Origin of the sequence: Brevundimonas sp., assembly GCF_013823285.1 — a bacterium.
Taxonomy (GTDB): domain Bacteria; phylum Pseudomonadota; class Alphaproteobacteria; order Caulobacterales; family Caulobacteraceae; genus Brevundimonas.
In genome coordinates this window covers 1-11,122 of the sequence record NZ_PNLV01000083.1, presented here as the reverse complement: position 1 = coordinate 11,122, position 11,122 = coordinate 1, and the positions used below count along the sequence as shown (strand labels likewise).

16 protein-coding genes are annotated in these 11,122 nt (G+C 69.5%); 6 read left to right on the top strand and 10 right to left on the bottom strand.

All coding sequences use genetic code 11. The features are described 5' to 3' along the window. The 7 genes from ccsA to C0461_RS11220 form a co-directional block, all read right to left on the bottom strand. Positions 1-1,060 (bottom strand): cytochrome c biogenesis protein CcsA (ccsA, locus tag C0461_RS11250; RefSeq protein ID WP_292106936.1); only part of this gene is annotated, 1,060 nt, incomplete at its 3' end. Further along, positions 1,057-1,548 (bottom strand): cytochrome c maturation protein CcmE, encoded by a 492-nt coding sequence (gene ccmE, locus C0461_RS11245; RefSeq protein WP_292106933.1) that lies wholly within the window; start codon positions 1,546-1,548, stop codon positions 1,057-1,059. The genes ccsA and ccmE, both read right to left, overlap by 4 nt. Continuing rightward, positions 1,545-2,333 (bottom strand): c-type cytochrome biogenesis protein CcmI, encoded by a 789-nt coding sequence (gene ccmI, locus C0461_RS11240; RefSeq protein ID WP_292106930.1) that lies wholly within the window; start codon positions 2,331-2,333, stop codon positions 1,545-1,547. The genes ccmE and ccmI overlap by 4 nt, the downstream gene beginning before the upstream one ends. 44 nt (positions 2,334-2,377) lie before the next feature. Beyond that, a complete protein-coding gene (locus tag C0461_RS11235) occupies positions 2,378-3,733 on the bottom strand; it encodes a hypothetical protein (RefSeq protein ID WP_292106927.1) in 1,356 nt (451 codons plus the stop codon). 84 nt (positions 3,734-3,817) lie between these two features. After that, positions 3,818-5,221, bottom strand: a complete 1,404-nt coding sequence (locus C0461_RS11230) for a sensor histidine kinase (protein WP_363378376.1) — start codon at positions 5,219-5,221, stop codon at positions 3,818-3,820. Next, positions 5,218-5,898 (bottom strand): response regulator transcription factor, encoded by a 681-nt coding sequence (locus C0461_RS11225; RefSeq protein WP_292106926.1) that lies wholly within the window; start codon positions 5,896-5,898, stop codon positions 5,218-5,220. Before C0461_RS11225 ends, C0461_RS11230 begins: the two co-directional genes overlap by 4 nt. Beyond that, positions 5,898-6,233, bottom strand: coding sequence for a PepSY domain-containing protein (locus tag C0461_RS11220; RefSeq protein ID WP_292106924.1), 336 nt, complete (start codon positions 6,231-6,233; stop codon positions 5,898-5,900). The genes C0461_RS11225 and C0461_RS11220 overlap by 1 nt, the downstream gene beginning before the upstream one ends. Positions 6,234-6,472: 239 nt before the next feature. On the opposite strand from C0461_RS11220, the gene C0461_RS11215 reads away from it, so the two are divergent. Further along, positions 6,473-6,835 carry a hypothetical protein gene (locus C0461_RS11215; protein ID WP_292106922.1) on the top strand — a complete coding sequence of 121 codons (363 nt, stop codon included), beginning with the start codon at positions 6,473-6,475 and terminating at the stop codon, positions 6,833-6,835. A gap of 58 nt (positions 6,836-6,893) precedes the next feature. Here C0461_RS11215 and C0461_RS11210 read toward each other — a convergent pair whose 3' ends face one another. The 3 genes from C0461_RS11210 to C0461_RS11200 form a co-directional block, all read right to left on the bottom strand. Continuing rightward, positions 6,894-7,466 carry a nucleotidyltransferase family protein gene (locus C0461_RS11210; protein WP_292106920.1) on the bottom strand — a complete coding sequence of 191 codons (573 nt, stop codon included), beginning with the start codon at positions 7,464-7,466 and terminating at the stop codon, positions 6,894-6,896. Then, positions 7,463-8,314 (bottom strand): bifunctional hydroxymethylpyrimidine kinase/phosphomethylpyrimidine kinase, encoded by an 852-nt coding sequence (gene thiD / locus C0461_RS11205; RefSeq protein ID WP_292106917.1) that lies wholly within the window; start codon positions 8,312-8,314, stop codon positions 7,463-7,465. Before thiD ends, C0461_RS11210 begins: the two co-directional genes overlap by 4 nt. Before the next feature lie 144 nt (positions 8,315-8,458). Then, positions 8,459-8,797 carry a multidrug efflux SMR transporter gene (locus C0461_RS11200; protein ID WP_292106914.1) on the bottom strand — a complete coding sequence of 113 codons (339 nt, stop codon included), beginning with the start codon at positions 8,795-8,797 and terminating at the stop codon, positions 8,459-8,461. Positions 8,798-8,903: 106 nt separating this feature from the next. Here C0461_RS11200 and C0461_RS11195 point away from each other — a divergent pair, with 106 nt between their 5' ends. From C0461_RS11195 to C0461_RS11175, 5 genes are read left to right on the top strand one after another with little or no spacing between them, the layout of a single operon-like run. Beyond that, positions 8,904-9,275: a VOC family protein gene (locus C0461_RS11195; protein ID WP_292106911.1), complete on the top strand. Its 372-nt coding sequence runs from the start codon at positions 8,904-8,906 to the stop codon at positions 9,273-9,275. Next, positions 9,272-9,586, top strand: coding sequence for a metalloregulator ArsR/SmtB family transcription factor (locus tag C0461_RS11190; protein ID WP_292106909.1), 315 nt, complete (start codon positions 9,272-9,274; stop codon positions 9,584-9,586). The genes C0461_RS11195 and C0461_RS11190 overlap by 4 nt, the downstream gene beginning before the upstream one ends. Then, positions 9,583-10,122, top strand: a complete 540-nt coding sequence (locus C0461_RS11185) for an SRPBCC family protein (protein ID WP_292106907.1) — start codon at positions 9,583-9,585, stop codon at positions 10,120-10,122. Before C0461_RS11190 ends, C0461_RS11185 begins: the two co-directional genes overlap by 4 nt. A 49-nt stretch (positions 10,123-10,171) precedes the next feature. After that, positions 10,172-10,648 (top strand): DUF1579 domain-containing protein, encoded by a 477-nt coding sequence (locus tag C0461_RS11180; RefSeq protein WP_292106905.1) that lies wholly within the window; start codon positions 10,172-10,174, stop codon positions 10,646-10,648. Beyond that, on the top strand, positions 10,645-11,034 hold the full coding sequence (locus C0461_RS11175; protein ID WP_292106903.1) for a VOC family protein: 390 nt from the start codon (positions 10,645-10,647) through the stop codon (positions 11,032-11,034). The genes C0461_RS11180 and C0461_RS11175 overlap by 4 nt, the downstream gene beginning before the upstream one ends. Positions 11,035-11,122: the final 88 nt, after the last annotated feature.

Below are 11,122 nucleotides of genomic sequence, written 5' to 3'. Positions count from 1 at the left end.
TATTGAGCACCAGGCTGCTCTCGCGGCTGACCGGTGCGAATACTCCGCCCTTCGGCAGGCCCGGCGCGCGCCAGGCGAACAGGGCGAAGGCCGCGCCCGCCGCCACGCCGAGGATGGCCAGCAGCAGCATCCCCCGCTCCGGGTCCACCGCGAACGCATGCACCGAGGTCAGCACCCCCGAGCGCACAAGGAAGGCGCCCAGCATGGAGAAGGTGAAAGCCATCAGGGCCAGGAACACGGTCCAGCCCGCCAGCGCCCCGCGCTTCTCCGTCACGATGGCCGAGTGCAGCAGGGCCGCCCCCGCCAGCCACGGCAGGAACGAGGCGTTCTCCACCGGGTCCCAGAACCACCAGCCGCCCCAGCCCAGCTCGTAATAGGCCCAGAACGACCCCAGGGCGATGCCGATGGTCAGGAAGACCCAGGACGCCAGCGCCCAGGGCCGCACCCACCGCCCCCACGCCGGATCGACCCGTCCCTCGATCAGGGCCGCCACCGCCAGCGAGAAGCACACCGAGAACCCGACGTAGCCCAGGTAGAGCATGGGCGGATGGATCGCCAGCGCCGGGTCCTGCAGCAGCGGGTTGAGCGAGGCGCCCTGCACCGGCGCCGGATCCAGACGCGTGAAGGCGTTGGAGGTGAACACCGTGAAGGCCAGGAACAGGGCGTTCAGCCCCCCCTGCACCGCCACCGCGGAGGTCTTCAGCCCGAACGGCAGGCCGCGTCCCAGCGCCAGCACGGCGCCGAAGGCCGTCATGACCAGACACCACAGCAGCAGCGAGCCCTCGTGGCTGCCCCAGGCCCCCGCAACCCGATAGAACAGCGGCTTGGCCGTATGGCTGTTCAGGGCCACGTTGCTGACCGAGAAGTCCGACACCACGAAGGCCCAGATCAGGGCGCCGAAAGCCACCGCCACCGCGCCCGTCGAGGCGAACGCGGCCCCCTGCCCCGCCCCGGCCAGAACCGGCGAGCGCAGCAGACGGCCCGCGCCGGACGCCGCCGCCTGCAGCAGGGCGAGGGCCAGGGCCAGGGCCAGGGCGAAGGCGCCGAACTCCGCGATCATTCTGTCACATAGGCTGCATTGGAGGGCGCGGGCTCATCGCCGCCGCGCCACTCGCCGGTTTCCCTGAGGCGGTCAGCCACCTCGCGCGGCATGTAGGTCTCGTCGTGTTTGGCCAGCACCTGCGTGGCGTGAAACACCCGCGCCTCGTCGAACGCCCCTTGCGCCACGATGCCCTGCCCCTCGCGGAACAGATCGGGCAGGTCCCCCTGGAACACGATGCGGGCGTCCGCCGCGTTGTCGGTCACGGAAAAGGCCACCGATCCGTCCGCCCCCTGTTCGACGCTGCCGGGCAGCACCAGCCCGCCCAGCCGGATCATGCGGCCCGCGGGCGCGGCCTCCTCGGTGATCTCGGAGGGACTGTAGAAGAAGGTCACGCTGTCTCGCATGGCCCACAGCGACAGGCCCACGGCCAGCAGCAGCACCGGGGTCACGGCGGCGATGATCCACAGGCGGCGGCGCGCCTTGGGCGAGCGGGGCAACCAGCTCACGCGCCGCCCTCCACGGCCGCCAGATCGCCCTGCAACTGGGTCCGGCGCGGATCGCCCGGCGGCAATTCGGTCAGCAGCGGCGCCCACAGGGCGCGTGCGGCGTCCGCCTCGCCCCGGGCCAGGGCGGCGCGGCCCAGAAAATAGCGGGCGGCCTGGGCGCTCGGGTCGCGGCGCAGCGCCTCGCGGAAGGCGGCCTCGGCGTCACCGCCCACCACCCCCTGCTGGGCCGCGGTCAAGGCCTCGCCCAGCCGCGACCAGCTGACCGGGTCCTCGGCGTCCAGCGTCAGGGCGCGGCGGAACGCTGTGGCGGCGGCGATGGGGTCGCCCGCCTCGAACCGCGCGCGGCCCAGGAACACCTGCGCCTCCCGGTCGCCCGGATTGTCTCGCGCCACGACCTCGGCCACGGCGGCGAGGCGCGGCGCGTCCAGGGTGTCCAGCGCGCCGGCCCAGCGTTCGACCCGGGCCTCGCGGGGCTGATCCGGCATGCCCGGCGCGCCTGTGAACCAGTAGATGCCCAGGGCCATGAGGGCCGTGGCCAGCAGTCCCGACAGCACCCAGCGTCCCTGCGACAGATCCGGCGGCGCGGGCCCGGCGTCATCCTCGCTGGCCAGAAAACGGCGGCCGGCCTCCGCCCGCGCCACGCGCCAGGCGTCGTCGTCCAGCAGGCCGCGCCCATGCAGGGCGTCCAGTTCGGCGATCTGACGGGCGTCCGGCGACCCGCTGGCCGCGAAACCCGTCCCCCGCGCACGCCACAGCACCACGATCCCCGCAAGGGTCGCGGCCATGCCCGCAGCAAGCCAGAACATCCACATGGAAGCCGTTTAGGCGATCAGGCCATCTGTGGCGAGGGCGCCGCTGTCGCACCCTGGGCCGCGGCCAGCCGCCGGCGCAGGGTTCTGGCCGGAACCTCGGCGTCCGCCTGCTCCAGAAAGCCGGCGCAAAGCGCGGCCAGGCGGGCCATGTGATCCTCGTCCGGGCCTTCGCCCGCGTTGAGGGCCTCGATCAGTTCGTCGCCATACTGGGTCAGGCGTTTCTCCAGGGTTTCGCACAGCTGCGCCCTCTGACCGGCGCAGCCCAGCACCCCCGCCGCCGCCTTCGAGGCGTTCAGCATCTGCATGGCCGAGCGTGCCTGCTCCACCAGCGGCCCGTCGGTGCGGGCGTCCATCACCGGCGCCATGCGGCTCATGGCCCCGTGGATGCGCACCCGCTCCATGGGCAGGGCCTTGTCCACCATGCGCGGGCATAGTCCCAGCAGACCGTCGAGCGCGCGTCCCATGCGCAGTTTCAGTTCATGGAACCGGGCGCCCCAGGCCCCGTCCGGCGTAAAGGCCAGCGACAGCTCCATCTGGGCCATCATCCCGGCCGCCCGCTCCAGACGAAGCGCGACCTGGCGCGCCGTTTCGACATCGTCGCGCCCCGGATGGAATTCGTTCAGCGTCTCCGCCGCCGCCTCGACCCGCTCGAACAGCCGCTCGCCGAAGTCGGCCAGTTCGGAATCCGCCAGGAAGCGCTCCTCGCCTCCCGCGCCGGAGACGCGGCTGATGACCCGCAGGATCAGCGCGGCGTCCTCGATGTTGGCGAACAGGATCTCCAGCATCAGGGGCGCTGCGTCCTCGCGGATGCGGACGGCGTCACGCATCATCAGGCGAAGCGAGGCCTCGCTGTCTGCGTCCGCGCGCCCGGTCCACATGTCCAGCATGGGCATGGCCGCCCGGGCCAGGGGCGCCAGATCGAAACAGGCGGCCACATGCCCGGCTGTCCGGGGATCCAGGCCCGGCCACACAAGGGCCGGCTGGTCGCGCAGGATCGCGGCGGCGCTCAGGCACAGCTGATCCAGCAGGCGCGGATCGATCTCGCCTCCGCCCACCGTCATGTCCTCGGCCTGGGCCAGCAGCAGGGCCTGTCGTTCGCAGACCCGTCGCCACAGCCCGTTCAGGATCGGCGCGGGAAAGCTCAGGCCCCGCACCCCGTCCACGCGCTTGCGGAACAGGGCGATCAGGGGGCCGAAGGCGATGGTGCGCATGCGCCGGGCGGAGATTTCGGCCACCGTCCGGCGCCGGATCCAGTCCGCCTTGGCCCCGGGGGTCGTGCGCAGGGCGACCGACAGCTTCGCCAGGGCGGAATCCGGCGCCATTTCCAGCATTGCGCTGATCGCATTCTGACTGGCGACGGAAAGCTCCGTCATGTGGTCCCTGCTCCCCGGCGTCTCATTCGGGACCATCATGGGTCATGGCCGCTTAACGAAACGCATAAACCACGACCGGACGGCTCAGGATTCGGCCGCAGGCAGCTCCAGCATGGCCTTGAGTCCGCCCATGTCGCTGTCGCCCAGCGTCAGGCGGCCCTCATAGGCCTTGGTCAGTTCATCGACGATGCTGAGGCCCAGGCCTGTGCCGGGCACATCCTCATCAAGCCGCGCGCCGCGCTTCATGACCTCGTCCCGGCGATCCTCGGGCAGTCCCGGCCCGTCATCCTCGATCACCAGCAGAAGACGCCCCAGCCCTGTGGCGCCCGCGGACACCTTCACCCGTCGCTCGGACCAGATGCAGGCGTTCTCCAGCAGGTTCCCCACCATTTCCTGAAGGTCCTGCCGTTCGCCGCGGAACAGCAGCTCGTCCGGCGCGCGCCAGTCGATCTCCACCCCCTTGGACTGGAACACCCGCTCCAGCATCACCGCCATCTCGTCCAGCACCTCGGCCACGGCGGTGCGCTCGCCCGAGCCCTGCGCCCGGGCGGCGGCGCGGGCCCGACGCAGATGGTGGTCCACCTGGCCGCGCATGATCTCGGACTGACGGCGCACGATCTCGGGCAGGGCGCCGGCCTGGCCCTCGGTCTCGGCCAGCATCACCGACAGGGGCGTCTTCAGCGCATGGGCCAGGTTGCCCACATGGGTGCGCTGGCGCTCCACCACTTCCTGATTGTGATCCAGCAGCTTGTTCAGCTGTTCGGCCAGGGGCGCGATCTCGACTGGATAGTCCGGGCTGATGCGGGTCGCGCGGCCCTTGCGCACGTCGCCGATCTCCTGGCCCAGCTCGTACAGGGGGCGCAGACCGATCCGCACCTGGAAAAACACCGCCCCCACCAGACCCGCTCCCAGCAGGGCCAGGGCGATCCAGGTGAAGGTGGCGAACTGGCGCGTGTCCGCGTCAATGTTCGATCGGTTGATGGCGGCTATGAACACCACCGGTTCAGCATGGCCAGGAAGCTGCTTCTGGCTGGCCGCCACCCGAAGGGGCTCCTCATTGTTGGGCCCGACCGCGTTGTAGGAGATCGTCGCGCCCGCCGACGCCGCCAGCCGGTCGGGCAGACTTGCGGGAATGGGCATGTCGCTGTCCCACAGCGAGGTGGAGCGCGCCACGACGATCAACTGGCCGTCCGCGTCGCGCTCGGCCACGGCCCAGTAATTTCCGGACAGCAGGTCCAGCGTCTGTTGATTGTTGATCTGGGGAACGATCACCCGACCGCCCTGCACGGATGCGGCCCGGACCAGCTGGTCTATGGTGCTGTTGAGCACGCCCCCGAGGCGCCGCAGACCCGATTCCTGGAACTGGGAGGTCAGCACCACCCCGGTGACCAGCAGGGCCGCCACGATCCAGGCGGAGGCCAGCCAGATCAGCCGGCGGGTCAGGGACCGGCCGGGACGACCCAGATAGCGCCCCAGATCCTGCTTCACGCGGCCTCGGATTCCCCGGCCAGCGGGGTCAGGCGATAGCCCAGGCCGCGCACGGTCTCGATCCGGTCCGCGCCGATCTTCTTCCTCAGGCGGCCCACAAACACCTCGATGGTGTTGGAGTCGCGGTCGAAGTCCTGGTCATACAGGTGCTCGACCAGCTCGGTGCGGCTGATGACCCGGCCCTGATGCATCATCAGATAGTGCAGCAGCCGGTATTCCAGCGAGGTCAGCCGCAGGGGCTCCCCGTCTACGCTGGCCCGCGCCGCGCGCGGATCCAGGCGCAGGGCGCCGCATTCCAGGGTCGAGGTCGCATGCCCCGCCGAGCGCCGCAGCAGGGCGCGCAGCCGGGCCAGCAGCTCCTCGGTGTGGAACGGCTTGGTCAGATAGTCGTCGGCCCCGGCGTCGAAACCCGACACCTTGTCGGACCAGGCGCCGCGCGCGGTCAGGATCAGGACCGGCGTGGTCTTGCCGTCCCGGCGCCAGCGCTCCAGCACCGACACGCCGTCCACTTTCGGCAATCCCAGGTCCAGCACCACCACGTCATAGGGTTCGGTGTCGCCCAGGAAGTGGGCTTCTTCGCCGTCCGGGGCGTGGTCCACCGCATAGCCGGCGTCGCCCAGGGCGGTCTTCAGCTGGCGCGACAGGTCGGCGTCGTCCTCGACAAGCAGCACTCTCATCAGCGTTCTCCGATCACGGCGCCGGTGCGGGCGTCCACCGTGATGTCGGCCACGCGCCCGCCCGGATATTCCCAGCGCACCACATAGACGGGCCGGCCGCCCATGTTGCGTTCATTGATGCCCAGCATGCGGCCCTCGCGGCCCCGGGAGACGGAGCGCGCGACCTCGCTGGCGCTGAGCCGGCGGCCCTCGCGGGATTCCTCACGGGCCCGGTCCTGACGGAACGAACCCATCAGCGGGTCGCGCGCCTGGACCTCAAGCGCACGGGCGGACGCTTCCGCCATGGGAGCGGCGGCGATCAGCCCGGCCAGAAGAAGGATGCGAATACGGTTCATGCAGAGCGGTTTACGGCGGCGCCTCTGAACGGCGTCTGAACAGAGGCGTGAGAAACGGGTCATGACCGGCGCTTTCATCGGTCGCTTCATGAGAACCATAGAGGCTTCGCGCCGGTTCAGGAAGGTGAATGCCGACTGAACCACGCCGTTCAGGTCAGGCTCAGGCGGCGCATGGTCTTCTGCAATCCTCATCACCGCCCCGATCACCGGGTCGGCCGAACCAAAGCGAGGAAGACATCATGATGAAGACGTTTCTTTTGCCCGTCATGGCCGTCGCGGCGATTTCCGTCGCGGTTCCGGCCGCCGCCCAGCATTACGGCCCGCCTCGCGGCGGTCCCGCCTATGGCCAGCAGCACGCCGGTCCGCCCATGGCTGTGCGGGTCCGCCATCTTGAGCGCAACCTGGCTTTCGCCCACCGCGCCCGTGTCATGAGCACCAGCAAGGCCCGTGATTTCCAGCGCGGCATCGATCGTCTGGTGCACCTCGAGCGTCAGTACGGCCCGCGCATGACCCTCCGCGAGCGTCATGACCTGGAGCGCCGCTATCAGGATCTCGACCGGTCCATCGACCGCTACGTCCAGCGCGCACGCTACCGTCGCTGATCGATCTCTCTCCCGCCGTCGCAGGGCGCGGTCCGAAAGGGCCGCGCCCTTTGGCCTTTCAGGAGCCTATCACGCGGATTTCGGGCCAGCGCGCGCGGGCGTTCTCGACCGCCTTCGCCCACCCCTTCGCCTTCGGCCGGTCCGGATTGGGCCGCAGCACCATGTCGAACACGTCCTCCAGCCCGAACGGCGCGGCCACGCTGACCTCTCCGTCCGGCTCCAGCCGCACCCCCACCGCGAACGCCGGCGCCACAAAGCGTCCCAGCGCCTCGTCCGTGCCGGTCAGGGCCGCATAGGGCTCGCCGAACTTGCCCTCGAACCACAGATGCACCCGCGCCTGATTGCGGACCTCGACCATCTCGCGCAGCGGCGGCGCGAACGCCACGGCCACCTTGCGGATCACCGCATCCTCGGCGTCCCACGAGGTGTCGGGATCGAAATAGCCCAGGTCGTAATCCTTGATGCCGTATCCCGGCGCCCGGCCCGTCACCGCGTTCCAGACGTTCTGATAGACCGCGCCCGAAAAGATCCGCCAGTCGTTCAGCCCCAGCCCGCGCACCGTGGTCAGCACCTGCATCAGGCCGGGCTCGGCCCGCACGATGGCCTTCAGCCGATCTTCCAGATCACTCATCGCAGCGGCCAGCCGTGGTCCAGCGGCCCGTGGCCGCCGCCCAGCCCCGGCGCTTGCCGGATGGCCTCGGCCACATAGGCCCAGGCCTCGGCCACCGCCTGCTCCAGCGGCAGACCCTTGGCGATCCCCGCCGCGCACGCGCTGGCCAGGGTGCAGCCCGTCCCGTGGGTGTGCCGCGTCTCGATGCGCGGCCCCTCCAGCAGGGTCTCGCCGCGCGGGGTCATCAGCAGGTCCACCACCGTCTCGCCCGGCACATGGCCGCCCTTCATCAGCACGGCCCCCGCGCCCATCTTCAGCAGCGCCTCGCCCGCCCGCCGCTGACCGTCCAGATCGGCGACCTCGATCCCCGTCAGGGCCTCAGCCTCCGGCGCATTGGGCGTCAGCAACGCCGCACGCGGCACCATCAGCGCGCGCACCGCGGCCACCGCGTCCTCGGCCAGCAGGGACGAGCCCCCCTTGGCGATCATCACCGGGTCCACCACCGTCGGCGCGCCCGCCCGGTCGAGGATGTCCGCCACGCAGCGCACCACCTCCACCGAGCCCAGCATGCCGGTCTTGACCGCGTCGGTCCCGATGTCGTCCAGCACCGCGTCCGCCTGGGCCGCGATCACCTCCAGCGGCACGGGATGCACCCCGTGGACGCCCAGGGTGTTCTGGATGGTCAGGGCCGTGATCGCCGTGGCCGCGAACCCGCCCATCATGGTCACCGCCTTGATGTCGCCCTGCACCCCGGCGCCCCCGCCGGAGTCCGACCCGGCGATGATGAGAACGCGGCCCTTTTTTTGGGCGCTACCGCTCGCGACGCGGTCGCTCGCTGCTTGAGCGCGTGTGGAGTCAGTCACCATCATGGCCCCCTCTTTCCGTCACCCTCCGGCTTGACCGGAGGGTCCAGAGACTCAGGCAGGAGTGAGGATCGGCGGGACGTTCCGTGAATCTGGATTCCCCGGTCAAGCCGGGGAATGACGGCAGAAAAGCCTGGGCGCCCGACCTCATCACTGCACCCCCGCGAACAGCTTCAATCCAACGATGCCGCTGACGATCATCAGGATGCACAGGATCCTCAGCGTCGTGGCCGGCTCGCCATAAACCAGCATCCCGATCCCCGCCGCGCCCACCGCGCCGATGCCGGTCCAGATCGCATAGGCGGTGCCGATGGGCAGCTTCTGGGTCGCCAGCCACAGGAACCAGAAGCTGGCGATCATGGTCACGCCGACAACCAGCGACGTCACCGGACGCTGAACGCTCACGAATTTGAAGCCCGACGCCCAGGCGACCTCGAGCAGGCCCGCGATCAGCAGCGCAACCCAGGGATTGAGGGGAGAAATCGTCATCCCCGCCACATGGGACAAGCGCCGCCGGGGGGCAAGCGCTCAATATATTTACATCTAGCTATATTGCTGTATAAGAATATTTAGACAGCATACAGGCAGGCTCTCGATGACCCCCTTGTTCACTCCCGGGACCAATATCGCCATGAAGGTCCCTTCGCATCTGTTCGATCAGATGCGGGCCTTCTACGCCGACACCCTCGGGCTTTCCGTCACCGAGGACGGCGAAGCCTTGAAAGTCGCCTTCGGCGCCTGGACCCTCTGGCTGGACCGCTGTCCCGCCATGACCCAGCCGGAACTGTGGCTGGAGCTCAGCACTCCGGATACCGCAGCCGCAGCACGTCATCTGGCGGACAGGGGCGTGACCCGCTGCGATGAAGCAGAACGCCTGCACGAGGGCTTCGACGGCTTCTGGGTGGCCGCCCCGGGCGGTATGGTCCATCTGGTCAAGTCGGACGTTTACGCCAGGACGCCGCAATGATGCACACCGCTCTTCAGGCGCTCGGCGAACCCCATCGCCTGGCCATCATGGCCATGCTGGCGGACGGCGAACGTCCCGCCGGCGATTTCGTGGACGCCCTGCCCATCAGCCAGCCGACGGTGTCGAAACACCTGTCCGTGCTGCGCGAGGCCGGCCTCGTCACCGTGCGCAAGGACGCCAACCGGCGGCTCTACAGCCTGAACCCGGCGCCCTTGGCCGAGATCGACGCCTGGCTGGAGCCCTATCGCCGCTTCTGGGCCAATCGCCTCGATGCGCTGGAGACCTATCTGGACAAGGAGTTTCCCCAATGACCGACACCCTTGTGCGCCTCGGCGCCGACCAGGGCCGCTGGCGCGAGATCGAAGGCGGTTGGGAGCTGCGCTTCGAGCGCCGACTGCGCCACAGTCCCGAGCGCGTCTGGGCTGCCCTGACCACGCCGGAGGGCCTGAAATGCTGGCTGGCCGAGGCCGCCATCGAGGGCAAGGGCGGCGGCCGCATGGACCTGCGCTTCACCCAGCCCGCCACCGAAGACTTCCCCGACACTGAGGACTGCCGCGCCCAGCATAACGAGGTGCTGGTCTGGCGCCCCGTCACCCGGTTCGACCATACCTTCGGCGACCCGGAGTCCGTGGTCAGCTGGCGGCTCGAGCCCGACGGCGACGGCACGCACCTGACCCTGATCCACCGCGTGCCCCTGAGCTGGGAATGCGACCTGTCCCGCACCCTGTCCGGCTGGCATCACCACATGGAAGGGCTGGAGGACGCGGTCAAAGGCGTGGCCCACCCCTGGTCCTGGCCCCGCTGGACCGCCCTGAAGGACGCCTACGCCGCCGAGGTCGGCCGGTGACCACCCGCCTGCCTGCTGACTGACTGGAACCCTTAAGAGGAGACACGCCATGACTGACGGCCCCGGAGCAATCGAACCGACCGACGAGCATCGCTGGCTGGCCCGCCTCGTCGGCGACTGGACCTATGTGTCCGGCGAGGGCGAGACCCGCGCCGAAGGGACCGAGACGGTCAGGATGCTGGGCGACATCTGGGCCGTGGCCGAGGGCGAGGGCACGATGGTCGGCGGCCGCTACCTGTGCGCCATCGGCTTCAACCCCGCCACGGGCCGGTTCGTGGGCCAGTGGATTGGCGACATGATGGCCCATCCGTGGGTCTATGACGGCGAACTGTCCAGCGACGGGCGCAGCCTCTACCTGATGAGCGAAGGCCCCGCCTTCGACGGTTCTGACCGCCTCCAGGCCTATCGCGACACCTACGAGATCATCAGCGACGACGAACGCCTCCAGCGCGGCGCTTATCAGGACGAGAACGGCCAGTGGATCGACATGTACGTCGCTGCCTATCGCCGCAAGAGAACCGCATGATCAGTATCAAGCTCACCAGCGTCGCCGTGGACGATCAGGCCAGGGGCCGCGCCTTCTATGTGGACAAGCTCGGCTTTCAGGTGAAGCACGACATTCCCATGGGGCCGGTCAGCTGGCTCACCGTGGTCTCGCCCGCCGATCCGGACGGGGTGGAGCTGTCCATCGAGCCGGGCGGCCAGCGGCCCGAGTTCCGCAAATTCCAGGACTGGATGCGCGAGCAGGGCATTCCCTGGACCGCCTTCGCCGTGGACGACATCGACGCGGAATACGCGCGACTGACGGGACTGGGCGTGGAATTCCGCAGCCCGCCCGCCGACATGGGCCCCACCCGCGGCTGCACCCTCGACGACGGCTGCGGCAATCTGATCATGCTGTATCAGGGCTGAATCCGGCGGCTTGATCCCGCATTTCGGAAAGCCAACGCCTTGTGGAAAAAGGCTTGGACGTCTCGCGACGGCCTGTTTCATCCCGCTG